The 23,767-nt window shown below is 70.8% G+C and carries 19 protein-coding genes and 1 riboswitch; of the genes, 10 read left to right on the plus strand and 9 right to left on the minus strand.

The window, feature by feature from the left end:
- Positions 1–393 (plus strand): ectoine synthase, encoded by a 393-nt coding sequence (locus FHR84_RS11615; RefSeq protein WP_179535515.1) that lies wholly within the window; start codon positions 1–3, stop codon positions 391–393.
- A gap of 257 nt (positions 394–650) precedes the next feature.
- Here FHR84_RS11615 and FHR84_RS11620 read toward each other — a convergent pair whose 3' ends face one another.
- The gene (locus tag FHR84_RS11620; RefSeq protein ID WP_343075241.1) at positions 651–1,685 is read right to left on the minus strand and encodes an ADP-ribosylglycohydrolase family protein; all 1,035 of its coding nucleotides are present in this window, start codon (positions 1,683–1,685) and stop codon (positions 651–653) included.
- Between the two features lie 310 nt (positions 1,686–1,995).
- Between FHR84_RS11620 and FHR84_RS11625 the strand changes: the two genes are divergently transcribed.
- Positions 1,996–4,875, plus strand: a complete 2,880-nt coding sequence (locus tag FHR84_RS11625) for an AfsR/SARP family transcriptional regulator (RefSeq protein WP_179535516.1) — start codon at positions 1,996–1,998, stop codon at positions 4,873–4,875.
- A gap of 460 nt (positions 4,876–5,335) precedes the next feature.
- On the opposite strand, the gene FHR84_RS11630 is transcribed toward FHR84_RS11625, so the two are convergent.
- Entirely contained in the window at positions 5,336–6,187 is an 852-nt protein-coding gene (locus tag FHR84_RS11630) for an SGNH/GDSL hydrolase family protein (protein WP_179535517.1), read from the minus strand.
- 813 nt (positions 6,188–7,000) lie between these two features.
- Between FHR84_RS11630 and FHR84_RS11635 the strand changes: the two genes are divergently transcribed.
- The 3 genes from FHR84_RS11635 (at position 7,001) to FHR84_RS11645 (ending at position 10,358) form a co-directional block, all read left to right on the plus strand.
- Complete coding sequence (locus tag FHR84_RS11635; protein WP_179535518.1) at positions 7,001–8,599, plus strand: hypothetical protein; 1,599 nt, start codon at positions 7,001–7,003, stop codon at positions 8,597–8,599.
- A gap of 264 nt (positions 8,600–8,863) precedes the next feature.
- The gene (locus FHR84_RS11640) at positions 8,864–9,607 is read left to right on the plus strand and encodes an ESX secretion-associated protein EspG (protein ID WP_179535519.1); all 744 of its coding nucleotides are present in this window, start codon (positions 8,864–8,866) and stop codon (positions 9,605–9,607) included.
- An 82-nt stretch (positions 9,608–9,689) separates the two neighbouring features.
- Positions 9,690–10,358 carry a DUF3159 domain-containing protein gene (locus FHR84_RS11645; RefSeq protein ID WP_343075242.1) on the plus strand — a complete coding sequence of 223 codons (669 nt, stop codon included), beginning with the start codon at positions 9,690–9,692 and terminating at the stop codon, positions 10,356–10,358.
- Positions 10,359–10,384: 26 nt separating this feature from the next.
- On the opposite strand, the gene FHR84_RS11650 is transcribed toward FHR84_RS11645, so the two are convergent.
- On the minus strand, positions 10,385–11,404 hold the full coding sequence (locus tag FHR84_RS11650) for an N-acetylglucosamine kinase (RefSeq protein ID WP_179535520.1): 1,020 nt from the start codon (positions 11,402–11,404) through the stop codon (positions 10,385–10,387).
- Between the two features lie 242 nt (positions 11,405–11,646).
- Positions 11,647–12,717 carry an SIS domain-containing protein gene (locus FHR84_RS11655; protein WP_179535521.1) on the minus strand — a complete coding sequence of 357 codons (1,071 nt, stop codon included), beginning with the start codon at positions 12,715–12,717 and terminating at the stop codon, positions 11,647–11,649.
- 227 nt (positions 12,718–12,944) lie between these two features.
- On the opposite strand from FHR84_RS11655, the gene FHR84_RS11660 reads away from it, so the two are divergent.
- Positions 12,945–13,703 (plus strand): GntR family transcriptional regulator, encoded by a 759-nt coding sequence (locus FHR84_RS11660; protein WP_179535522.1) that lies wholly within the window; start codon positions 12,945–12,947, stop codon positions 13,701–13,703.
- Here FHR84_RS11660 and FHR84_RS11665 read toward each other — a convergent pair.
- Complete coding sequence (locus FHR84_RS11665) at positions 13,684–14,664, minus strand: threonine ammonia-lyase (protein WP_179535523.1); 981 nt, start codon at positions 14,662–14,664, stop codon at positions 13,684–13,686. The genes FHR84_RS11660 and FHR84_RS11665 overlap by 20 nt on opposite strands.
- A 374-nt stretch (positions 14,665–15,038) precedes the next feature.
- Between FHR84_RS11665 and FHR84_RS11670 the strand changes: the two genes are divergently transcribed.
- Complete coding sequence (locus tag FHR84_RS11670) at positions 15,039–16,187, plus strand: S1 family peptidase (protein WP_179535836.1); 1,149 nt, start codon at positions 15,039–15,041, stop codon at positions 16,185–16,187.
- A gap of 449 nt (positions 16,188–16,636) precedes the next feature.
- On the opposite strand, the gene thiE is transcribed toward FHR84_RS11670, so the two are convergent.
- Entirely contained in the window at positions 16,637–17,311 is a 675-nt protein-coding gene (gene thiE / locus FHR84_RS11675; protein ID WP_179535524.1) for a thiamine phosphate synthase, read from the minus strand.
- Positions 17,312–17,434: 123 nt separating this feature from the next.
- Positions 17,435–17,541, plus strand: a riboswitch (TPP riboswitch).
- On the opposite strand from thiE, the gene thiO reads away from it, so the two are divergent.
- The 3 genes from thiO to thiG all read left to right on the plus strand — a co-directional run bounded on the left by thiO (position 17,532) and on the right by thiG (position 19,611).
- Positions 17,532–18,644, plus strand: coding sequence for a glycine oxidase ThiO (gene thiO, locus FHR84_RS11680; RefSeq protein ID WP_179535525.1), 1,113 nt, complete (start codon positions 17,532–17,534; stop codon positions 18,642–18,644). Its footprint overlaps the riboswitch before it by 10 nt.
- Complete coding sequence (thiS, locus tag FHR84_RS11685; RefSeq protein ID WP_179535526.1) at positions 18,644–18,844, plus strand: sulfur carrier protein ThiS; 201 nt, start codon at positions 18,644–18,646, stop codon at positions 18,842–18,844. The genes thiO and thiS overlap by 1 nt, the downstream gene beginning before the upstream one ends.
- A gap of 2 nt (positions 18,845–18,846) precedes the next feature.
- Positions 18,847–19,611, plus strand: a complete 765-nt coding sequence (thiG, locus tag FHR84_RS11690; RefSeq protein WP_179535527.1) for a thiazole synthase — start codon at positions 18,847–18,849, stop codon at positions 19,609–19,611.
- Between the two features lie 41 nt (positions 19,612–19,652).
- On the opposite strand, the gene FHR84_RS11695 is transcribed toward thiG, so the two are convergent.
- The 3 genes from FHR84_RS11695 to FHR84_RS11705 form a co-directional block, all read right to left on the minus strand.
- Positions 19,653–20,855, minus strand: coding sequence for an ABC transporter permease (locus tag FHR84_RS11695; RefSeq protein ID WP_179535528.1), 1,203 nt, complete (start codon positions 20,853–20,855; stop codon positions 19,653–19,655).
- A 292-nt stretch (positions 20,856–21,147) separates the two neighbouring features.
- Positions 21,148–23,121 (minus strand): FUSC family protein, encoded by a 1,974-nt coding sequence (locus FHR84_RS11700; protein WP_179535529.1) that lies wholly within the window; start codon positions 23,119–23,121, stop codon positions 21,148–21,150.
- A 275-nt stretch (positions 23,122–23,396) separates the two neighbouring features.
- Complete coding sequence (locus tag FHR84_RS11705; RefSeq protein WP_179535530.1) at positions 23,397–23,699, minus strand: hypothetical protein; 303 nt, start codon at positions 23,697–23,699, stop codon at positions 23,397–23,399.
- Between the last annotated feature and the right edge of the window lie 68 nt (positions 23,700–23,767).

Below are 23,767 nucleotides of genomic sequence, written 5' to 3' on the forward strand. Positions count from 1 at the left end.
ATGATCATCCGTACGGTTCGGGAGGTCGAGGACACCGAAGCCGACATCAGGACCGAGAACTGGCGCAGCAAGCGCATCGTTCTGGCGAAGGAGAAGGTGGGGTTCTCGGTCCACGAGACCACGCTGTACGCGGGCACCGTGAACGATTTCTGGTACGCCAACCACATCGAGGCGGTGTTCGTCTTCGAGGGCGAGGGCGAGATCCTCGATCACGGCACCGGCGAGACGCACCGGCTCGGTCCCGGCTCGCTGTACCTGCTCGACAACCACGACAAGCACCAGGTGCGCCCCGAGACCGACATGCGCACGGTGTGCGTGTTCAACCCCCCGGTGACCGGCAAGGAGGTACACGACGAGAACGGGGTGTACCCCCTGGTGATCGAAGACGACTGAATTCTTGGTCGGCGGCTCGGTTTGCTTGGCGGGTCACTTGGCGGAACCTCGGTCGGGGGCTCGCTGCGGGATCCTCGACATCGGATAGCGGCCTGCACAACGTCGAGGCCGTCCTCGCGAGACCCATGACTGAGAACCCGCGGCGGTGCCGACTGCTCAGGCGTGGCTACTCAAGAGCGTGCCCAACGCAGCGAGGCGCCGACTCACGTGACGGCCAAGCAACCACGCAAGCAATCGGCACAGCGGCCGAACAGCACTCAGCCGAGGCTGAGATACCTGCGGTCGTTGAACTTCTCGCCGACGCAGGAAGCGCCGAGGTCGTGTCCGATGCGCTCGATCACGTCGGCCAGTTCCAGCCGGTTGAGCCAGGCGCGGGGCAGCGCCCCGGTCCCGTGCCGCGCCCCGAGGATCGCTCCGGTGATGGCCGCGGTCGTGTCGCTGTGCCCCGAGTGGTTGGCGGCCAGCCGCAGCGCGTCGCAGAACTGTTCCCGCTTGGGCAGGGCCAGCGCGCAGTACACCCCGATGGACAGCGCTTCGGGGCCGACCCAGCCCTGACCGAGCCGCTGGATGTAGGCGGTGCGCACGTCGACGCGCGCCAGAGTGGCCGCGTCGGCCAGGCCTGCTGCGGTTTCCCCGTCCTCGCGCAGCGCCCGTCCGGCTGTTTGGTCCACGGCCTGGGGCAGTCGTCTGCCCTGTACCGCCAGCAGGTGTATCAGCGCGGCCATGGCACCGGCCGAGGTCCAGCCTGCGGGAGCTCCGTGGGTGAGCGCTCCGAACTGGCACCCGAGGGTGTAGGACATCTCGACGGTCGGAGCGAAGCCCGCCGCCGCGGCGCGGTCCACCGCTCCGCATCCCTTGGAGGTGTTGGTCGGTTGCTCCGGTGTTCCGAGAAGCTCTTCCTGCAGGGCCCGCAGGCTGGTCAGTCCGGGCGAGCGGTTGGCGTAGAGCTCGTGCTCGGCCATGAGGCCGGTGGCCCCGTAGTGCGGTTTGCTCTCCTGCTGGGTTATCAGCCATCTCCGGTAGGCGGCCGCCGTTGCCTCCACCGGGCGCCACCGCCCTCCGTTGTTGCCGGTGGCCCAGGCGTGCAGATACCCCTCTCCGGTGAACAGCAACATCTGGGTGGCGTCGCCCAGCAGTGCTTGTGGTGGTGGCTCGACCACTCCGGCCGGTCCGTAGCGGGCACGTATGTCCCCGTACTCCTCGAACTCGACCGGAACACCGAGGGAGTCGCCAAGCGCCGCACCGAGCAGACACCCCACGGCACGATCCACCACTGTGGACGATGTCGACACGCGGGATACCTCCACAGTGCTCTTGCGGGCGTTCGGGCGTGAGTCCCGACTCTACTGGGCGTCGGAAGAAGCTTGGCAGATAACGGTCCCATTTATATCGCCGAGTTTGCTCACACTTTGTGTCCATGTTCGGGCGTGTCGGCAAAAAGCTCGTCCGTTGGGGTGAAGCAAAGTGAACTCGAACACGTTCGGTGTGGCCTTCAGTTAACGTGGATCGGTTTCACCAGTGTTCATTCGATGAGGGGGTCTTTCGGCCACGGCGGAGAAGTTGGCAAGAATAAGCGAACGTGGGATCGAACTTCGGGGGGTTATGCCACCGGAAGACAGCTCGCCCGGAGGGCCGAGCCGCGGTTACGAGTTCCGGCTGCTCGGCCCGCTGGAAGTCCTCCACCGCGGTGAGCGGCAGCCACTGGGAAACTCGGGCGTGCGCAGCGCACTGGCGTGTCTGCTGCTCGAGCCGAACCAAGTCGTGTCCATGGACCGATTGATTGACACTCTTTGGGGGGAGAAGCCGCCGCGCACGGCACGCACGATCATCCACGGCTACGTCTCCCGGCTGCGCAAGCTGCTGACCCCCGAGGGTGAGGCGTACGGCGAGGAGGGGCCCGAGATAGTCACCCGCTCGCCCGGGTACCTGCTGCGGGTCGACAGCGAGCGCATCGACGCGCACCGGGCGCGGTCGCTGATCAACCGGGCCGGCAACATGGAACCCGGTGAGCGGTCCCGCGTCCTCGGGGAGGCACTGACCCTGTGGCGCGGCCCGATCCTGGCCGACATCTCCTCCGGGCGGCTGCATCGCATGGTCGTGCCCAATCTGGACGAGCTGCGGATGATGGCTCTCGAGGAGCGCATAGCGGCCGATCTGGAGCTGGGCAGGCATCGTCAGCTGGCGGTGGAACTGCCCGCTCTCGTCGAGCAGCACCCGCTGCGCGAGCGACTGGCCGGACAGCTGATGCTCTCCTACTACCGCTCCGGGCAGCGCGCTCGGGCGCAGGACTGCTATCACTCGCTCCGCGAGCGGCTCTCGGACGAGCTGGGCATCGACCCAGGCCCCGATCTGCGGTCGCTGTACGAGCGGATGCTGCGCGACGACGAGAGCCTGCTGACTCCGGCACGGGCGGCTTCGGCCGAAGGAGGGGTTTCCGGGAGCGGCGTCGTCACGCACCCTGCCGAACTGCCGCCCCGGACGGCCGGGTTCGTCGGCCGGAAGACGGAGCTGGCCTCTCTCGACCGGATGCTGTCCGAAGAGGAGCAGGGTTCGACCGGCATGCTGGCCGCCGTCACCGGGACGGCCGGTGTCGGCAAGAGCGCCCTGGCCGTGACGTGGGCGCACCGTGTGGCGCACCGTTTCCCGGACGGGCAGTTCTACGCCTCCCTGCGCGGGTTCGACTCCGAAAGCCCCCCGCTGTCCCCGGGGGAAGCACTGACCGGGTTCCTCAAGACCCTCGGGATCGCCGACGACGTCATCCCGATCGACCTGCAGGAGCGCGCCGCGCTCTACCGGTCGCTGCTCGCCGACCGGCGCGTGCTGATACTGCTCGACGACGCGCGGGACGCCGAACAGATACGTCCGCTGCTTCCGAGCAGCGCGGGATCGCTCGTGCTGGTGACCAGCAGGCGACGGCTCGACGGGCTGGTGGTGCGCAGCGGCGCGCGGACGCTTCCGCTGGAAACGCTGCCCACCTCCGCGGCCGTGGAGCTGTTGGACCGGGCGGGGGTTCCGGGCAGATCGAGCTCCGAACCGCAGGCCGCGCGTGAACTGGCCGAGCTGTGCGGCGGGCTTCCCCTGGCGTTGCGGATCGCCGCCGCGAGGCTGGCCGCGAACCCGGGGCGCGCGGTGCGGGAACTCGTCGGCGAGCTCACCGACGAGCGCGAGCGGCTGACCGCTCTCGACATCGACGACGCGGACACCAGCGTTCGCCGGGCCTTCGACATCTCCTACCGCAACCTGCACCCGAGTCAGGCCTGGACCTTCCGGCTGTTGGGCATGATCCCGGGCCACACCTTCACCACACACGCGGTGGCGGCCCTGTGCGGCACGGACCCGGAGACAGCGCGGCGCAGGCTGCGCGCGTTGACGCTGGCCCACCTGGTGAGCGAGCCCAAGCAGGACCGCTTCGCCATGCACGACCTGCTGCGGGTCTACGCGCGGGAGCTCCGGGCCTCCGAGGGGAGCGGGCAGGACGCGGAGACGACGAACACCGCGTTGCGCGGCCTGTTGGAGCACTATCTGGCCGCGGCCGACCACGCGCGAAGATTCCTGCGGCCACCGCGGGACGAGCTGGACTTCTCGGGCTGGAAATGGGCCGTTCCCGCCATATCGGGTCGCGAACAGGCGCTGGAGTGGTTCGACGCGGAGTGGCCGAACCTGGTGGCGGCCATCGACACGGCCGCCGACGCGGGGTGGAACAGCGTCGTCTGGAAGCTCGTGCGGTTGCAGTTCAACTACCTGATGGTGCGCTGCCCCTGGGAGGACTGGGTGCGGATCTACTCCAGAGGCCTGGAGTCCGCGCGCCGCGCCGACGAGGAGAGCGGCAGGGTGCTGATGCTGGCCGGTCTCGGGGTGGTGCACTCCCGCTCGGGCACGCCGGAGGCGGCGTTGAAGTACTACGCCGAGTCGTACTACCTGGCCGAGTCCCTGCCCGATCGGGGGAAACTGGCGATGACCCAGGTCAACATGGGCAGTGCGCTGTTCCGCCTGGGCCGTTACCCGGACGCCAGGAGGCATTGCGAGGAGGCGCTGCGTACCTACCGGGAGCAGAAGGACCGCTACGGCGAGGCGGGGGCGCTGAACAACCTGGCCCAGGTGGAACAGGTGACCGGCAACCTCTCGGCCGCCTTCGGGTACCTCCGAAAGGCCGAAAAACGCTACCGGGAGGCCGACGATCTCGAAATTCTGGCCATGGTGCTGAACAACTGTGGTGAAGTGAGTGTCGAACTGGACAGGATCGAGAACGCGCGGCGCTACTACGGGGAGGCTCTGGACGTGGCACGGCAGTGCGGCTCCACGATGCGGCAGGCGGCCGCTTACATGGGGCTGGGCGACGTCGCCTCGTTGCGGGAGGACCCCGCTGTGGCCCGACGTCGTTGGGACACGGCGCTGTCCATCTTCGAGGCGGGCGGTTCACCGCGGGCGGCGGAGCCGCGGGCCAGGATCGAGCGACTCGAGTCCGAGCGGGACGGCACGTGAGGAGGGGCTCGTGCGCCGGACGGTGCTCTCCGGGGCGGAAGCGCGTTGAGCAGCGGTTTCGCCGTGCGGTGTGTCCGGTTTCGCCGGAGCTCTTCGTGGGTTCGGCCGGGTGGTCGGGCCGGTGTCGTGTCCGGCGGGGGTCGTTTAGCCAACGTTTAGCGAGCGGTTAGTCGGCCCTGCCAATGTGTGGATCGTGCGATTCGGGCCGTAGCGACGAAGCAGGCCGGAACCGCATCTCGGCAGCTCATCGGGGGAGCGAGCTGGCCGGTACACGCGGCGTGCGGGTGTGTCCGTTCGGGCACACACTGCTGCCGAAGGGGTCAGGTTATTCCGGCCACGCAGTGGCCGGAAGGACGTGGGGGTGAGTGCGGGCTCCGTGTCCTGGGGGGATTCGATACAGGCACGGAGTCCGCGCTCGTATCGGGGCGCGTTGCCGGAGGGCGACCGCGCCCCGATCGGTTCAAGGGCACGGGACTCGCGACGAGGTGTCGAGGGGGCGCGGCTCGGGGCGTTTCGGTTTCCTGCCGTCCCCGGAGGAGGTTCCGCGGATCCTGCGCCCGATCCACGGCCCCAGATGCTGCTTGAGCCAGTGCAGGTCCTCGCCGCGGCGGGCCGCCCACGGGCGGGCACGTTCCGGCGGCCACGGCGTGCGCCAGTCCTGCCCCGGTTCGAGGCCGAGCGTCTCGGCGGCACGCAGGGCGACGCGACGGTGGCCCTCCGTCGACAGGTGCAGTCGGTCCGCGCTCCAGGCGCGCTGATCGTGCAGCACCTGCATCGACCAGAGGTCGACGACATAGCACCCGTGTCGCTGTGCGATCGCCCAGAGGTGTGAGTTGTAGGTTCCGACCTTGCCGCGCACCAGCCGCATCACCGGATTCCGCCGCGTGTCGAAGCCGGTTCCTATCAGCACATCGGCCCCGGTGGCTCTGATCCGGGCCACGGCGTCGTCGAACCGCTGGGCCAGCTCGTCGGGGTCGGTGAACGGGCGGATTATGTCGTTGCCCCCGGCGGTGAAGGCGGCCAGGTCCGGTCTCGTCCGCACCACCGCGGGGAGCTGCTCGGCGAGGATCTGGTCCAGCAGCTTTCCGCGCACCGCGAGGTTGGCGTAGCGCAGTTCCGCGTTCTCCCCGGCCAGGACGCTCGCCAGCCGGTCGGCCCACCCCCGGAAGGTGTCCTCCTCGGACGCCGGGTCGTTCAGACCTTCGGTGAAGCTGTCGCCGAGGGCCACGAACGTGTTCCAGCGCCGCGCGGCATTCGCGCTCTCCGAACTCCGCACTTCTTCCCCCGGTGATCGCTGCCGCTCGTAGCTCATCGCGACTGCCTTTCGTGCTTATGGCGTTTTCCGTCTCGGCTGCGGTGGCTTCGCCGGAGCGGTGTCTCCCGCCGGTGCTCGTTGGCGGGTCCGACGTCGAGTAGCGACCTACGCGTGGTCGGGGCCCGTCCTCACTGGAGCACGACGCGGGAGGGGCCGCGGCGGTGCCGATGGGCGGCGTGGTCGCTCCGGCGCCGCCGGAGCCGAAGGAGCACCCCGCCCCAACCGTCGACCCGACCGGAAAGCCTCGGTGACCCGTGCTTTCCGCTCGTGAAGCCGTAACCGAGCAACACATTGGACCCGTCGAGTTGACCTACGCCACCGTCGGTGCGTGCGCGGTGATTAACGGCACGTTCTCCCCGAGGAGATCCTCACTCGTCCGAAGGACCGGATATATCGGCTTGAACACGTGATTTCGTATGGTTGAACCGAGCGTGCCCATGTCGGAGAACGGTTGGTGGAAAAGCCACGCGCACGCGTGCGCGAGCTGCTACTGTTCCGCAGGGGTAACGAGACGATCAAGGGGATGTCGACGATCGGGAGTGGCCGAGCAGTGCCGCATCGATCACCTGGATGGGGAACGCGAAGCATGTTCGCTGACGTCGGATCGAGTGTGTCTGCCGACAGCATCGAAGCTCTGGGGGAGTCGTGACGAGTCCGCGGGATCCGGTGTCCGAAGCGGCCGAGGGGCGAAGGCCGAGCCCGGGACCTCCGCTTCGGCCGCAGCACCCGGGAACACCTCCCGGCGGGGTCGGGACCGCCTCGCCCGCGTCCGGGCCTTCGACCGGGCCGGGCGGTGGGAATCCCCAGCCGGTGGTTCGCCCGCCGAACGGACAACGAGCGACGGTCGGGCCGCCGTCCCACCCGGCGGCTCCGCGGGAGCTGGCGGACGGTGCCGCGCGCCCCGCACGCTTCGACTCGCGCGCGGAGTTCGCGGCCGCCGCGGCCCAGTCCGATCCGCTGGCGCTGTGCGATCGGCTCGAACGGTTACCCGCGCGCTTCGAGCACGAGATGTCGCGCCGGATCACCGAGCAGCAGCCCGGGGAGCACGCCGGGAACGGGGGCGCCGCGACGATCTCCGGGGACCTGACCGCGGCGCGAGCCCCCGGAAGCGGAACCGAGGAGGAGTTCCCGGCGAGCCGCACGCCGCCGGCCGGTCCGCAGGCCGAGGAGCGGGGGCAGGGGCCCCGGCCCGCCGCACCCACCCGCACCGCCGAGGCGGCGCACCGCGCGGCTCCGGAAACCTCCGGTCCGCGGGACGGGGATCCCGGTGAAGCACCGTCCTCCGCGAGCTCTCCGCCGCCCCCGGCGCCGAGCGAGGTGACCGGGTGGGTCGAGCCCCGGGCCGTTCCCGCCGCTCCCGAGGATCCGCGGGGTGCCCAGAGCTCCCGGCCGCCCGTCGAACTGGTGGGATCGCTGGACGGAGGGGGGCGGATCCCGGACGGGGACGTCGCCGAGGTCCCTTCCGCGGACGCTCCGGAAGAGGACGAGACCCCGACCGGACCGCTCGGAACGAGCGAGGAGCTGGTCGGCACGGACGACGGTGCGCCCGCGGGTCCCGCGGAGCCACCTGCCGAGGGGCCGCCCGCGACGAGTCCTCCGAGCCCGGCGCGGGGGGTGCCCGCGCGAACCCGGGTACCCGGTGTCCCTCCTGTCACCGGTGCTTCCGGCCCCGGGACGGCCCGTGCTCCGCACCCGGATACGGGCGGCGCGGCCGGGCAGCAGCACCCCGCAGCGCCGCCGACGCCTCCGGCACCCCAGGGACCTCCGGCACCCCAGGCCCCTCCGGCACCTCAGGGACCTCCGGCCCCGCAACCACCACCTCCCGGCGGGCGATCCGGCGGACAGCCCCCCGGCCCGCCTCGACCGGTGACCGGTCCGAACCGGACGCCGCCCGCCCCGGCGGGCTCCGGGACACCGACCGGCTCGCCGAGCGGACCCGTTCAGGTTCCGCAGGGTGGGCGGCTCCCCCGTCCGGACGGGGGAGCCGCCGAACCGGCCGACTCCGCGCATACCGGGAGCTCTCCCGCTGGACGGACGCCCGCGCCCGATCAGCGTCCGGCCGATTCGGACGCGGCGCAGCGGTCTCGTTCCGCCGTGCGGCCTCCGCAGTACGAGCCCAGGCCGGACGGGGGGTTCGGTCCCATGGGCTCGGGAGGCTGGGCCGGGGGCGGGCTGAACTCGCGCTACGCCCCGAGGGGCCGGGAGCAGCAGGACGCGGACCAGGAAGAGCAGGAGAAGCCGCGAGTCAACGAGTGGCGCAGCGGCCAGGGGCTCGCCCCCGACGATTCCGACGATCAGCCGCAGTTCCTGGTGCACACCGAAGAGCCGGGCGGGACGGACTTCGGCGGGGACAGGTTGGTCGCTCCACCGGTGATCGGCGAGGGCCCCATGGGCTACGGAGGGTTCTGACTGACCGCTCCTCTCCGTTCGCCCTTGTCGTAGTTGGTCGCTGAGCGGAACCTCCCGCGGCGGTTCCGGTGGGCAGCGTGGTTCCTTCGGCGCTGCCTGCGGGAAGACCCGACCCGGCCAACAACTCGGCCGGAAGAGCTCTGTGAGGTTTTCCGGTCCCGCGGAGCGGAATCGGGACCGCCGGGCCGGGTTCTCCGGAGGTCGTCGAGCTCCCAGCGGATGTGAACAGTCGTCGATCCTGCCAGCCGTCCCGAGAGGCCCCACATGGTCGAAACGATCACTCTCTCCCTGCCCGCCGTCGACGTGCTCGGAGCGCATCTGAAGCTGGATGTGCGCCGGTACCCCTTCGAGATCCCGCCCCCGAGGGAGACCCGGCGGGAGCGGGACGAGCTGGCCCGGCAGGTCTGGGGAGAGCTCGAGTCGACGGGTCTGGCGGTCGCGGGCAACCCCGAGCCCGAGGTCGCCGACGCGCTGTACCTGATGTGCAGTTCCGAGGTGTCCATCGCCGCCGCGGGCTTGCTGGACGTCCGCAACGGGCAGCGGCTGGCCGCGCGCGCGGTCTCCACGGGCGAGGTGGGGCTCCTCGGAGTGGTCACGCCGCGGGGGCTGCAACTGGATTTCATGGATCCAGGGGCGCTTCCCGAGGTGTGTGCCAGGCTGCTTCCGCAGGCACCCCCCGGGAGGGGGAAGCCGGTGCGTGTCCCGGTCGAGCTGCTCCGGGCGCGGGCGCGTGGCTCGGCGGAGGGACAGCACGCGGATCCCACGGAGCCGGAGCTGTTGGCGCGGGCGTACAAGTACCGCATCGGCCACTTCGTGGTGTCCGGGACGGACGAGCACGGTGGTCGGCTGCGCACTCCCGGGCTGATGTGGTTCGACACCGACCAGGGGAGGTACCTGATGCGGCACGGGGAGCCGTCCGAGGGCGAGGTGCTCGACTGCACTCCGCTGGATCACCGTGGGTTGACAGCTCAGCTGGCGAACTCACTCGCCCGTGTGAGGGGTATTTGATTCGAACGGGTGTGTTAGGTGTAGGACACCGCACGCTGAATGACAGGTGCATCCCACGGGACGGGTAAGGCAGGCTTAAACCGTGAGCCGCGACAGTACCGTTACCGAAACCGAGGACTCCGCCGGACGCGATTCGCTGATGCGGTTGCTCGGCGGTGGTGCCAGTGCTGTCGACGCCAGTGCCCCTCCGGTCGCCTTCGGGCTGGTTTGGGTGCTCAGCGATCGGTCGATCGCGGCTTCCGGGATCACCGCGATAGCCGTGGGCGCGCTCATCGGTGTGTGGCGGTTGAGCAGAGGGGCCCGTCCGCTGGCCGTGCTGTTCAGCCTGCTGGCCGTGCTCGTGGGTGCGCTGATCGCGTTGCGCACCGGCCAGGCGGCCGACTTCTACCTGATCAGGGTGGCTTCGAACGCGGTGAGCGGGCTGGCGTGGATGGTCAGCATCGCGGTGCGCTGGCCGCTGCTCGGCCTGGTGGTGGGAACCCTGCTCGGCCAGCGGACGAGGTGGCGGCGCGACCCCGAACTGCTGCGTGCCTACAGCAGGGCCAGCTGGGTGTGGGTCGGGCAGTACCTCACCAGGCTGGCCGTGTTCGTCCCGCTGTGGGCGGCGAACGCCGTGGTGGCGCTCAGCGTCGCCCAGGTGGTGCTGACCTGGCCGCTGGTGGTGCTCTGCGTGGCGACGAGTTGGTGGGTGCTGCGGCGCACGCTGCCCGCGGACCACCCGGGCATCCGACACGCGCGCACGGCGCGGTGAACCCGCGCTCCGCGCCCGGCGGGTGATCACCCGGCGTCCGGGGCCCCGTTCGCGCGCCCGAGCCATTCGGCGTGCAGCTCGCGGGCGTGCGCCTCGTCGGTCAGTTCCCCCGCCGCCAACCAGGCGGCCCCAAGGGCACCGGAGCGGGCCGTGGGCAGCCGAGTCGCACCGCGTTCGGCGAGCTCGTTCCGCACGGCGGTGACCAGCGGGTTCGTTCCGGTGAGCAGGCTCCCCGCCAGCACGACGGGGGAGTCGTCCTGCTCGGTACGCACGGACAGCGCCGCGGAAGCCAGCATCCGCGCGGCCCGGGTGACGATGTCGGTGGCCTTCCCGCCGCTCCCGGCGGCCGTGGCGGTCACGAGCGGAGCCAGTTCGGCCAGCCGCATCGGCGAGCGGCCCCCGACGATCGAGATGATCCTCCTGCACACCAGCGGGTCCGGCTCTTCGGTCGACGGGGTGCCGAGGAGCTCGTCGAGCACGGAGGCGACGAGCGGATCGTGCCTGCCCTCGCCGTGGTCCAGGGAGCGCAGCGTCGTGGTGACCGCCTCGCGGCCGAGCCAGAAGGCGGAGCCCTCGTCGCCCAGCAGCCAGCCGTACCCGCCCACGGTTCGTTCCAGTTCGTGGTTCTCGATCCGGGCGACTATGGATCCGGTGCCCGCGATCAGCGCAGTGCCGCGCGGTTCGGGGGTACCCGCGGCGAACGCCACCTCGCCGTCGGAGACGGTGCGCATCGCGCAGCGCAATCCCAGGGCCGACCAGGCCTGGTCGAAAAGCCCGGAAACCGCGGGGTCGCTCATCTTGCTGATGCCCGCCATGCCCAGCGCGGCGGCTCCGACCAGCGAGGGGTCCACTTCGGCCAGTGCGGTGCGGGCGGCGCGGGCCACCTGCTCGGTGGCCCGCTCGGGAGGGTGGGAGTTGGGATTTCCGCCTCCGGCTTGGCCCGCGCCCAGCGTGCGCCCGTTCAGGTCGGCCACGACCGCACGACTGGACGTCCCACCGACGTCCAATCCGAGGACCAGAGCGCCCTCACCGGTGGTTTCCGTCATCCCGTTCCCCCGAACCCCGTGCTCGTCACCTACGCCGATCGGCGTAGCCTGGCGGTGCCCGTCTCACCCCGCCCCCTCGGTGAGGCGGGCTCCAACAGCTTCTCCGAACCGCTCGGGCGAGCGTCCGATTCCTGGAGGCCCTCCGGTGCGGCGGTGCCGGGACGACCCACTGCGAAGTCGGCACCGCCGCGAGAGGTTCCGCCGAGCGACCACCCGAGCGAACCGAGCCGGAGACCTCCATGTCACCGGGTGCGTGTCACCTTGTTCAACCCGCGCGGCCGGTCCGGATCCTCGCCCCGTTCGAGCGCGAGCGCGAGCGCGAGCCGTTGGACGGGGAGCACTTCGAGGACGGGAGCGACTTCCTCGGCGGATTCCGGCAGGTCGACGGCGTGCGCGCAGGGGACCGTGCTCGCGGCCGAACCGATCGCGCAGATCTCGGCCCCGCGTTCGTGCACGGTTTCCAGCACCTCCTTCATGGCGGCGCCGCCCTTGCCCGAGCTGCACAGCGCCAGCACGGCGGTTTCGGTGTCGACGGCGGCCACGGGTCCGTGCAGCAGGTCGGCTCCGCTGTAGGACCTGGCCGAGAGGTAGCTGGTCTCGGCGAGCTTGAGCGCCGCTTCGGAGGCGGTGGCCGAGGAGTAGCCGCGCCCCGTGGTCAGCACGCGGTCGGCGAACCTGTAGCGCCGCACCGCCTCGTCCAGCTCCTCCGAGGGGGCCAGCGTGCGGTTCGCCAGTTCGGGCAACCGCAGGGCGTGCTCGGCGGAGCCGCCGCGGATCGCGTCGATCAGCAGGTACAGCGTGAGCAGCGTGGCGCCGTAGGTCTTGGTGGCCGCCACAGCCTGCTCGGTTCCGGCGCCGATGTCGACCGACATCTCCGCGGCCGTGTTCAGCGCCGATCCGGGGTTGTTGGTCACGGCCACGGTGGTGGCGCCGTTCCGGCGGGCGGTTTCGGTCACTTCGAGCAGGTCGGGTGATCCGCCGCTCTGACTGACCGAGATCAGCAGCACGTCCGTCAGGTCCGGTTGCGCTCCGTAGAGCGTGGTGCTCGACGGTGAGACCAGCCCGGCCGGCAGTTGCAGCAGCACTTCGACCAGGTACTTGGCGTAGATCGCCGCGTGGTCGCTGGAGCCGCGCGCGGCGAGCATCGCGAAACGCGGACCGCGTTCCGCGATGCGCCGGGCGACCTCGGTCAGCGCGGAGCGGTCGGTGAGCAGGCCGTCGAAAACCGCCGGTTGTTCGGCGATCTCGGCGCTCATGTGTTGGCCGGGATGCTGGGACTGCTCGCCGGCCCCGGCTCCGGGGTGCTCGGTCATGTCGTGGTCCGTCCTTAACCGTGCGACAATTCGGTCTAGACCAATGCTACCGGTGCCTCCGGAAGGCCGACAGCCCTGCGCCGTTCCCGTGGCCGTTCCCACCTCCCCGGGGACGCGGGTGCCGTCGAGTCGGTTGTCACGGGGCCGCCCACGGCGGCTCGTGGCTCCGGCATGCTGGAATCGGTAATACTGATCGCCCCGTTCGAGGCGCGGCGGTAGGAGGAAGAATGCTCGAAGCGTCGGTGCCCGGCGGGGCCGACACGCCGACAAGAAACCAGCGCGAGCCCAAGTACTGGGGGCTGAAGCAGCATCTGCTGGACATGCTGCGCTCCATGCCCGCGGGATCGTCCATCCCCACGGAACGGGCGCTGGCGGCCGAGTTCGACGTGTCCCGCACCACGGTGCGACAGGCCCTGGCCGAACTGACCGTTGAAGGACGTCTGCTGCGTGTCCAGGGCAAGGGGACGTTCGCCGCGCAGCCGAAGGTGGCCCAGCGCCTGCAGCTGAGCAGCTACACGGAGGACATGCGAGCCCAGGGGCGCCAGCCCGACTCCCGCCTGCTCGAGATGAACGAGGAGTCGGCCGAGCGCGAGCTGGCCCATCTGCTCGACGTCCCCTCCGGCAGCCCGGTGCTGCGGATGCGCAGGCTGCGGCTCGCCGACGAGGAGGCGATGGCCATCGAGACGACCCACCTGCCGTTGAGCCGTTTCAGGGGGCTGACCAAGCTCATCGAGGAGGGCGGATCCCTCTACCAGGTGCTGCGCGAGGAGTACGGGATCTCGTTCGCCAGCGCCGAGGAGACGATCGAGACCGCGCTGGCCAGCCCGGAGGAGGCCGAGCTGCTCGGGGCCGACGTCGGGCTGCCGATGCTGCTGCTGTCCAGGCACTCCTTCCACCGGGACGGCACCCCGGTGGAATGGGTGCGCTCGATCTACCGCGGGGACCGCTACAAGTTCGTCGCGAGCCTCAACCCGCCAGCGAGCTGATCAGCCGCCCGGGGTCGATGTTGCCGCCGCTGACCACGGCGACGGTCGTTCCGGCGGGCAACTCCGCGGAGCGGTGGCGGTACGCGGCCGTCGTCACGGCGCCACTCGGTTCCGCGACCAGCCCGCACGTTCCCGCGAGGTGGCCGATCGCCTCGCCGATCTCCTCCTCGGTGACCGTGACGACGTCGTCGACGAACGTTCGGATGTGCTCGAAGGTGAGCTCGGAGGGCTGGCCCGTCAGGCCGTCGGCCTCCGTCCTGGTGCGCGCCGAGACCGGCCAGTCCACCCGGCGGCCCGCGTGCAGGCTCTCGCGGGTGTCGGCGGCCAGCAGCGGTTCGACGCCGATGAGGCGAGTTCGCGGGGCGGCCTCGGCGAGGGCCGCACCCACTCCCGAGATCAACCCGCCGCCGCTGATCGGGACGAGCACGGTCGCCTCGGAGACCCCCCGGGCCTCCAGGTCCTCGGCTATTTCCAGCCCCACCGTGGACTGCCCCGCGATCACCGCGGGCGAGTCGAACGGGGGGATCAGGGTGGCTCCGGTCTCCGCGGCGATCCGTTCGGCGCGCGCCTCCCGCTCGGCCACTTCGACCAGGACGACCTCGGCGTCGAGCGAGCGCGCCGCCGCCACCTTCGTCGCCGGGGCGGTGTGCGGGACCACCACCGTGGTGGGGATGCCGAAGGTCCTGCCCGCGTAGGCCACGGCGCGCGCGTGGTTGCCGCTGGAGTAGGCCACGATCCCCCTGGATCGTGTCCGCTCGTCCAGCACGGCCGTGGCGTGCAGGGCACCCCTGATCTTGAACGCGCCGCTCGGCTGCAGGCTTTCCGGTTTGAGCAGCAGCGGGCGCTCCCGCTCGCTCTCCGGGACGGGGAGCAGCGGTGTGCGCACCGGGCCTGCCGTTCCGAGCAGCCTCGTGAGGGTCTCCCGCGCGGCCAGCGCGTCGGCGTGGTTGATCAGTTGCATGGCGGAATCCTCGCCGACCGTTTCCCGTGGCCTTTCGCGGGGTCGGATCCGTGTCCGCGGAGTGGGTGTGCTCACACCGCGCGGGACTCTCGGGAGCTGAGCCTTTTCCCGCTTCGTGGGAAAGCGCGGAATCCGAGGTGCGCACGATCTCGGCGGAATTGGACATTTCGCTCGAATGAGCGGGCAATGGCGCGCTCGAAGGGAGATCGGTGAATGCGCAAAGTGTCCGAATTGCTACTCGGAGAGTTATTCGAGATTTATAGTCCCGCGACAGGGTGAAAATCTGCTACTTTGCGCGTCGAACTGGCTAGGTGGGCATTCGACGGAACTCGCCGCCGGTTGGAAACTTGCCCCAGTCCAGGGAGGCCACGTTCATGAAGCTCCGGCTCGCCGGTCGCCTCGCGGGCACGATGCTCCTCGCGACAGCCACCGCCGCGCTGACAGCCGCCCCGGTGGGCGCGTCCCCCGAGCAGGCTTCGACCCCCGAACAGTCCTCCGCGGTCGACCAGCAGGACCGCCCCGGCACGCTGCTCGAAGCCATGCAGCGCGACCTCGGGCTCACACTCGCGCAGTCCCGCCAACGACTGCAGCGGGAGACCATCGCCGAACGGGTGCAGCGAACCGTGCGCGGAAGCCTGGGCACCGCCTACGGCGGCTCCTACTACGACTCGGCGGCCGGAGAGCTCGTGGTCGGCGTGACGGACCGGGCGAAACTCGACGAGGCCCGCTCCTCCGGCGCGAAGGCCAGGCTGGTCGAGCACAGCTCCGCGGAACTCGACGGCATCGCAGACCGGCTCGGCGGGTTGCTGCCCGAAGCACCCCCGTCGGTCACCGGCTACTACGTCGATCCGGCGGACAACTCGGTGGTGCTCACCGCCGACCGGGGCGGTGCGGGAGCGGCCGAGGACTTCCTCCGCTCCTCCGGCGTGGGTGAGACGGCCGTCCGGGTGGAAACCGAACGCAGTCCGCGGCTCTACAACGACATCGTCGGCGGCAACCCGTACTACGTCAACGACGGCGCGCGCTGCTCGGTCGGTTTCGCGGTGCAGGGCGGTTTCGTCAGCGCGGGGCACTGCGCACGAGAAGGGGACGGCACCAGCAGTCCCCGGGGCACGGTCGCCGGGTCCTCCTTCCCGGAGAACGACTACTCCTACGTCGCCAGCGCCGAACGGGGCAGGCCCGCGGTCAACGACTACGGCGGCGACACCGTGCCCGTCGCGGGATCGACCGAGGCCCCGGTCGGTTCCTCGGTGTGCCGCTCCGGATCCACCACCGGCTGGCACTGCGGCACGATCGTCAGCAAGAACCAGGCGGTGCGCTACGACCAGGGCACGGTCCACGGGCTGACCCGCACCGACGTCTGCGCCGAACCGGGCGACTCCGGTGGCGCCTTCGTCTCCGGTGACCAGGCCCAGGGCATGACCTCGGGCGGCTGGGGCAACTGCACCGACGGCGGAACCACCTTCTTCCAGCCGGTCAACGAGGCGCTCGGCGAGTACGGAGTCCGACTCCTCACCGAGTGAGATGGAGTTTTCCTGTGGGGCGGCTTGCTCGGATGGTCGGGTAGCCGTCACGTGAGTCGGCGCCTTGCTGCGTTGGGCACGCTCTTGAGTAGCCACCTACGCTGCGAGCGACCCGGCCTTGCGATGCATCCGACTCACGCACCGGAGCTCCTCGTCCTGCGCGGGCTGAAGCACTCAAGCCACGGCGAAGCCTTTTGCTGGAAGTTCTCGGCAGAAATTCGACGGTTCGGGTCGCTAGGCGGAACCTCGGTCGGCGCCCGGCTCCGGCGAGGCCCGACATCGGGTAGCGACCTACACGACGTCGGGCCTTCCTCGCCGGGCACTCGACTGAGAACCCGCGGCGGTGCCAGCTGCTTGGGTTCAGAGCACCTGCGTTGAGCGGACCCCTCGATCGGAACTCTCCGTTGGGAGTTCGGTGCCGACTGCTCGGTTGCTCGGGCGGGCCGGGGTCAGCCGACCAGGCGGGAACGCAGTTCGCTCGCCGCGGCACGCGGGTCGGAGGCCTCGGTGACGGCGCGGACCACGACGGCGCGCTCGGCCCCTGCCGCCATCACCTCGTCCAGGTTCTCGTGTCCGATACCGCCGATGGCGAACCACGGCCTGCCGTGGCCGTGGTGCTCGGCCGCGTGCCGCACCAGCTCCATCCCGGCGGCCTCCCTGCCGGGCTTGGTGGGGGTGCTCCAGACCGGCCCGGTGCAGAAGTAGTCCACCCCCCGCTCGGTCGCGGCCGAGTCCGCCTGCACCACGTCGTGCGTGGAACGCCCGATGATCATCTGATCGCCCACGATGCGGCGGGCCGTGCTCACCGGCAGGTCGTCCTGTCCCAGGTGCAGCACATCGGCGTCGACCGCCAGCGCGATGTCCGCCCTGTCGTTGACGGCCAGCAGCGCGTCGTGCCGCACGCAGGAATCGGCCAGCACCTCCAGAGCGGCGATCTCCTCCCGGGCGTCCAGCGGAGCCCCGGACGCGTCCTTGTCACGTAGCTGGATGATGTCCACCCCACCGGCCAGCGCGGCGTCGACGAAGTCGGCGAGATCCCCGCGTTCGCGACGCGCGTCGGTGCACAGGTACAGCCGTGCCTGTTCGAGGCGGGCGCGCATTCCGTAGCCGTCCATTCCGGGCATGCCCTCAGGGTAGGCCACGTGCGGGCCGCGAGGGAGTCGTGGAAACCGGAAACCTCGTCATGTCGGGGCGAGGAGTCCGGGAACCCTCGGCTGACGCGGAGCCGAACATCGCCTAGTCTGGCGGTGGGTAGGCACGGGAGTCCGGCCGAACGGACTGAGAGGGGGCTGACGCCCCGACCGTCGAACCTGATCCGGATCATGCCGGCGCAGGGAGCGAGCATTGACGAACGGGCAACAGCGAGACGTCGCCTTGGTCGGCGGCGGAGTGATCGGACTGTCCTGTGCGTGGCGACTCGCCGCGCAGGGCTTCCGAGTACGGCTGATCGACCCGGCCCCGGCCTCCGGGGCCTCCCACGTGGCGGGCGGGATGCTCGCCCCCGTCGCCGAGGCCTGGCCGGGCGAGGAGGCCCTGCTCGAGCTGGGCGCGGCCTCGTTGCGCCGCTGGCCGGACTTCGCGGCTGAGCTGTCCGCCGCCTCGGCGGGGCCTTCCGGGCTGAACGAGCACGGCACCCTCGTGGTCGCCGTGGACAACGCCGACCGCGAGCAGCTCGACGCGCTGGCCGAGCACCTGGACTCGCTCGGCCGGAAGGTGACCGGGCGGACGAGCCGCGAGCTGCGCGGGATCGAACCGACGCTGGGTCCCTCCGTGCGGGCCGGGCTGGAAGTGCCCGGGGACCTCTCGGTGGACAACCGCACCGCGCTCGCGGCGCTGCGCCGGGCGGCCGAGGCTGCCGGAGTGGAGTTCGTCGCCCGGAGCGCCTCACGGGTGCGCCCGGGGGCCGTCGAACTGGACGAGGACGTGCTGCACTGCGATGTCGTCGTGGTCACGGCGGGCGTGCGCGCGCCGGAGCTGCACCCGGACCTGGCCGGGCTCGTCCGGCCGGTGAAGGGCGAGATCCTGCGGTTGCGGACCCGGCCGACCGCCCTGCCGCCCCCGGCGCGCACGATCCGGGGGCCGGTGCACGGCAGGCAGATCTACCTGGTTCCGCGCACCGACGGACTGGTGATCGGAGCCACCCAGTACGAGAGCGGTTTCGGCACGGAGGTGACCGTCGGGGGAGTCCGGGACCTCATCGGCGACGCCGAACGGTTGCTGCCCGGGATCGGGGAGTACGAACTGGTCGAGGCGAACGCGGGACTGCGCCCGGCGACCCCGGACAACCTGCCGCTGATCGGCTGGCTGGACACCGGGGTGCTCGTGGCCACCGGTCACCACCGCAACGGTTTCCTGCAGGCTCCGCTGACGGCCGAGGCGGTCGGCGAGCTGCTGTGCGAACGACGACCGCCCGCCGAGACGGAGCCGGCCGATCCGGCGCGTTGGAAGGGGCACTGATGAACATCACGATCAACGGACAGCGGCACGAGGTCTCCGAGGGCACGAGCGTGGCCGGCGCCCTGGAGAGCTTCGGCACCCCCGCGCGCGGAGTGGCCGTCGCGCTCGACGGTGCGGTCGTGCCGCGGGACTCCTGGCAACGAACGACACTGCACGAGGACGCGACCGTGGAGGTACTCACCGCGGTGCAAGGAGGTTGACCATGGACGATCCACTCGTCATAGCGGGCCGCGAGTTCGGGTCGCGTCTGATCATGGGGACCGGCGGCGCGGCCAGCATGACCGCGCTGGAGCAGGCGTTGATCGCCTCGGGGACCGAGCTGACCACGGTTGCCATGCGCAGGGCGGACGCCGGCGGCGGCACCGGGGTCTTCGACCTGCTGCACCGGTCGGGGATCGATCCGCTGCCCAACACGGCGGGTTGTCGCAGCGCGGCCGAGGCCGTGCTGACCGCGCAGCTGGCCAGGGAGGCACTGGCGACGAACTGGATCAAGCTGGAAGTGGTGGTGGACGAGCAGACCCTGCTTCCCGATCCGGTTGAGCTGGTGGACGCCGCCGAGCAACTCGTGGACCAGGGCTTCGTGGTGCTCGCCTACACCAACGACGATCCGGCGCTGGCCTCCAAGCTGGAGCAGGTCGGCTGTGCGGCGGTCATGCCGCTCGGTTCCCCGATCGGCACCGGACTGGGCATCCGCAACACGCACAACATCGAGATGATCTGCTCGCGGGCGACCGTTCCCGTGGTGCTGGACGCGGGGATCGGGACGGCTTCGGACGCGGCGCTGGCGATGGAGCTCGGGTGCGACGCGGTGCTGCTGGCTTCCGCGGTGACCCGCGCTTCCGATCCGGAGCGGATGGCCGCGGCCATGCGCTCCGGGGTGGAGGCCGGGCGCCTGGCCGCCCAGGCGGGCCGGATCCCGCGCCGGTACTGGGCGCAGGCATCCAGCCCCGGTCGCCCCCTGGAGTGAGGTGGAGAGTCCGCGGTGCCGGTTGCTTGGCGGAACCTCGGTCAGGCTCGTCCGCTTGGCTGCGGGCGGGGGTCGCGCCGGAGGGCGACACGTCCTCCGAGGAACGCCCCGAGCGCGGAGCCGACCGCGGGGGCCAGCGCGATGACCGCGGCCCACAGCGGGTTCGGCAGCATGCTGCCTAGGTGCACTTCCAGCCCCAGGGTTCCCTCGAGAGGCCCCCGCAGGAGCAGCGCGCCGCCGACGCCGACCGCGCTGCCGAGCACTCCGGCGAGCAGTCCGGTCAGCATCGCCTCACCGAGCAGGACCCGGCGCAGCCCGCTCACCGAGTCGCCGGTCAGGCGCAGGACCGCGCGCTCGGACAGCCGGTCGCGGACACCGGAGCGGACGTTGAGCGAGCCGGTGAGCACAGCGGTGGCGAGTACGACGAGGATGCCGATCCGGTATCCGGGAGCGGCGAATCCGAGCACTCCCCCGTTCATCCGGTCGGTGACCGGTGAGGCGGAGAAGCCGAGCCGTCGCAGCTCGTGCGTCACCGTGGGCACGTGCCGCTGTTCGGTCACCGAGACCACCGCGGACAGGGCTCCCGTGACGGACCGGTACTGCTCGGGGGAGACTCCCGCTTTGGCGGCTGCCAGGGCGGCTGCCGTTTCCGGGGCGACGTAGGCGACGTCCGGGCCGTCCAGCTGCCATGCGGGGTCGTAGGTGGCCACCACGGTGAAGTCGGTGTGCGCCGGGGTTCCCGAGCGCTCTCCGGTCGCCTCGGTGTGGGCGGCGGACAGTTCCCCGCCCACGTACGGGGTGAAGTCGACGTCCCCGCTGCGCGCGGGGACCACGAGCTGACCGGGCTGGAGCGGCTGCGGCACTTCGCCTCGAACGATGGAGGGACGTGGCGAGGGGCGCCAGGAATGCGTGGTCAGGTCGAAGGTGGGGGCCGTGGGATCCGAGCTCCCGGTGTAGATGGTCGAGACGTAGTCGGGTATCACGTTTTCCACGTGCTCGATGCCGCGCGCCCGGTCGAGGCCCTCGGTGTCGAGATCGCGGACCGACCGCCCGCTTTCGATCGCGGACAGCTCGATCCGAGTCGATCCGCCGGCTCGGAGGACCTCGCGTTCGACGGTTGAGCGAGCTCCCGATGCCACACCCGCCAGTGCGCTGACCAGAATCGTCAGCACGACCAGCGAACCCAGCGTTCTCCGGATCGAGGAGCCCGAACGTCTTCGGGTCAGTCGTGCCCACCGCCACATTCGGTTTCCCTCCCGTGCGAAGTGGTCGTGCCGCGGATTCGTGATGGTGCTTCCCCGGAGCGAACGCGTTTCGCGCGTCACGGCCGGGTGGGGATTGTCGGGAATTCGCTCCCCGAGGTGACCGGGAGCGGACGGTACCTCCTGCGGTGGAGTGAGGACACCCCCTCGTTCGTGACGCTGATCATTTTTCTCGGTTCCGGTTTTTCGTCGTACTCGTTATCGGAAATTTGCGAGAAGGTGTTTTCCCCGTTTTGGAATTCCGGGTGCGGACAGGGCGCGGAATCCTCGCGGCTCACCGGATCCGGAGGCGTTCGGGCCGGACGAACGAGACGGTGTAGCTCTTCCACGGCTCGTCGTAGCCGAACGTCTCGTCGATCGCGGAGCGCGCGTGCAGGCCGTTCTCCAGCAGCGATCCGGCGAGCAGCTCGGTGGCCGGGGCCTGGGACCCGGTGACGTCCGGGATCCGCGCCGTGGTGTTGCCGCCGAGCAGTTCGTCCACCGCGCGCAGGGCGGGCGCGGCGAGCGCTCGTTCGGAGTCGGGGCGGAAGGCGAGGGTGGCCAGGTCCTGCCGCAGCGCGTCCAGGGCCACCGCGGCGTTGTTGGTGCCGTGTTCGGTGCGCTGGTCCACCGTTTCCGAACCGTCCAGCATCGCGGGAAGCCCCAGCAGGTCCTGGGTGCGGCGCAGCGCGAGCACGTGCGCGGAGCGCAGGCCCGCCCGCACCTCGGCACCCCTGCCCGCGGCGCGGACGCTGCGCAGCAGTTCGGACAGGGACCACACCGTGGAGCGGATGGTTCCGTGCACGTCCGGTCCGAGGCTGCTCGGAAGCACCAGGTAGCTCACGAAACCGACGGCCAGCGCTATCGCGGCCCCGATGGCGGTGTTGGCCGCGAAACCGATGGTGGAGTCCACCAGGGACTGGCGTTCGCTCTCGTTCACCCGGTCGAGCAGGGTGATCCCGATCAGCGCGGCGAGCAGCAGCCGGTAGTCGCCGCGCAGCAGTTGCACGCGCAGCAGCATCGCGGCGATCGTCAGCGGGACGAGCAGTACGGCGTAGGGGACGAGCACGATCAGGATCGACAGCAGGACGACGCCGAGCACCGCGCCGCCGGTGCGTTCGAGGGCCCCGTTCATGCTGTCCCGCGCGGCCGGTTGCAGCACCACGTAGAGCCCGAGCAGCAGTGTGGAGGCCGCCGGGGTGCGCAGCAGCAGCACGACCGCCATTCCCGCGGCCACGGCCAGCGCGCAGCGCAGGGCGTGGCGGAACAGCGCGGACCGCAGCGAGAGGTGCGCGCGCACGGCCCCGAGGGCCTGCTGCCTGCGCCCTCCGCTGGTGGCCGCCGTCGCGGCGCTGGTGTCCCGTTCGAGCACGGCGGCGCGCACCCGGTCGAGCCCTTCGTTGATCCCGCGCACGGCTTCGGGGATCTCGTGCTGCTCGCTTCCGGACAGTTCCTCGGGGCGTCCGCGGGCCAGCCGGTTCAACCCGGTGCACACGCGGGAGCGCACGGCCGTGGCCAGCTCGGTCGCGATCTCGTCACCGCGGGCTGCCGTTCTGCGCAGCCACTCGGCTTCGGGGCCGCTGGCCTGCTGGACCTGGGCGAGCAGCACCTCGCGGGCCGCGCGGAAGCGCGCCGCACCGGCCAGCACCTGCCCCAGCCAGTTCACCCTGCCGTCGGTGCGCCACGCCGCTGCCGCGTTCGCCACCACACCGGGACCGGGGGTGGTGAGTGTCTGCGCGACGGTCACCCGGATCGTTCTCGTGGGGTCGCCCAGGCCGAGCAGCACGCGCAGCAGCAGGGCGAACAGGGCGCCGAGAACGGCCCAGAAGGCCAGGGCCGTGACCGGCTGGTCCGTTCCGATGCCGGTGGTGGTGGAGACCAGGGTGGCCGCGGCGAAGGTTTGCCCGAAGGTCCGGTAGCGCTCTCCGAGCGCGGGCAGCATCCCGGTGCCGAACACCACGAGGGTGACCAGCGTTCCGGCCAGCACCGGGGTGCGCCCCAGCAGCGGGCCCACGGCCATCACCAGCGTCAGCGCCGGGGCGAAGCGGGCGAACATGCGCAGATCGGCCCGCAGCGAGTGGCCCTCGGAGGTGATCAGCACGAACACCGTCGTCAGCCCGCCGAGTATCGCCGGGCCCGTGATGTCGAACGTCCAACCGAGCAAGGTGGCCGCCGCGACGGCGAGGAGTACCGCCGTGGTGTACTGCCGTTGCCGAGGGTCGGGTGCGCCCGCTTCCGTGGAGAGCTCCGCCTGCAGTCGTTTTAACACCGAATTCGCCCCACGCTCCGGCCGATTGGTCGTGCTGATGAACCGTCGGCGCCGACGATCGGGCCACGGTGGTCGTGGCCCGCGAGACCACCCGTCCGTGGTATCCGCGCCTTCGTCGGGGATGTCGACACACACCACGATCGGGGTTACTGGGTAGCGAGGAAAATCACTCGATGAGGGGCGGTTTCCCGGAGAGGTGGTGTGTCCGGGGAGCGGGTGGTCATCCGGTCGGTCGTGGTGTTGGTCCGGATCCGGGCGGTGCGCGCTCGTCCGGTTCAGCGCTCAGCGCTCATCTCCGGGGGGCGGTCCTGGTGCCGGGGCCAGACCAGCACGACGTCGCGGATGATGGAGAACATCTCCCAGGCGTCGAGCCCCGATTCGCAGTGGGCCAGGATCCCGCCGTCGGGCCGGAACACGCTGGCGTGAGCGCCTATCTCCACGCCCCACGCGAACAGCTCCGTTCCGTGCTCCCCGTGGCGCTCCAACAGGGCGAACACCTTGGGGCCGGGGTCGGGAAGCTCCGGCTCCACCCGTTCTTCCGCTGTGGACAGATCCTGTTCGTCCGATCCTACTGGCATCGCCGCCTCCTGCGTTGCGTAGCATTCCGATTGCTTGTGGTAACCACTATGTTTTGTGGGTACCCACT

Source organism: Actinopolyspora biskrensis, assembly GCF_013408175.1.
GTDB classification, from domain to species: domain Bacteria; phylum Actinomycetota; class Actinomycetes; order Mycobacteriales; family Pseudonocardiaceae; genus Actinopolyspora; species Actinopolyspora biskrensis.

What these genes read in the sequence shown, in the direction of transcription:
- FHR84_RS11630 (WP_179535517.1), bottom strand. Translation starts at nt 6,187, where the DNA reads ATGAGCTACGAGCGGCAGCGATCACCGGGGGAAGAAGTGCGGAGTTCG.
- FHR84_RS11615 (WP_179535515.1), top strand. Translation starts at nt 1, where the DNA reads ATGATCATCCGTACGGTTCGGGAGGTCGAGGACACCGAAGCCGACATC.
- FHR84_RS11625 (WP_179535516.1), top strand. Translation starts at nt 1,996, where the DNA reads ATGCCACCGGAAGACAGCTCGCCCGGAGGGCCGAGCCGCGGTTACGAG.
- FHR84_RS11640 (WP_179535519.1), top strand. Translation starts at nt 8,864, where the DNA reads ATGGTCGAAACGATCACTCTCTCCCTGCCCGCCGTCGACGTGCTCGGA.
- thiE (WP_179535524.1), bottom strand. Translation starts at nt 17,311, where the DNA reads ATGCCCGGAATGGACGGCTACGGAATGCGCGCCCGCCTCGAACAGGCA.
- thiG (WP_179535527.1), top strand. Translation starts at nt 18,847, where the DNA reads ATGGACGATCCACTCGTCATAGCGGGCCGCGAGTTCGGGTCGCGTCTG.
- FHR84_RS11695 (WP_179535528.1), bottom strand. Translation starts at nt 20,855, where the DNA reads ATGTGGCGGTGGGCACGACTGACCCGAAGACGTTCGGGCTCCTCGATC.
- thiS (WP_179535526.1), top strand. Translation starts at nt 18,644, where the DNA reads ATGAACATCACGATCAACGGACAGCGGCACGAGGTCTCCGAGGGCACG.
- FHR84_RS11670 (WP_179535836.1), top strand. Translation starts at nt 15,039, where the DNA reads ATGAAGCTCCGGCTCGCCGGTCGCCTCGCGGGCACGATGCTCCTCGCG.
- FHR84_RS11650 (WP_179535520.1), bottom strand. Translation starts at nt 11,404, where the DNA reads ATGACGGAAACCACCGGTGAGGGCGCTCTGGTCCTCGGATTGGACGTC.
- FHR84_RS11705 (WP_179535530.1), bottom strand. Translation starts at nt 23,699, where the DNA reads ATGCCAGTAGGATCGGACGAACAGGATCTGTCCACAGCGGAAGAACGG.
- FHR84_RS11660 (WP_179535522.1), top strand. Translation starts at nt 12,945, where the DNA reads ATGCTCGAAGCGTCGGTGCCCGGCGGGGCCGACACGCCGACAAGAAAC.
- FHR84_RS11665 (WP_179535523.1), bottom strand. Translation starts at nt 14,664, where the DNA reads ATGCAACTGATCAACCACGCCGACGCGCTGGCCGCGCGGGAGACCCTC.
- FHR84_RS11655 (WP_179535521.1), bottom strand. Translation starts at nt 12,717, where the DNA reads ATGACCGAGCACCCCGGAGCCGGGGCCGGCGAGCAGTCCCAGCATCCC.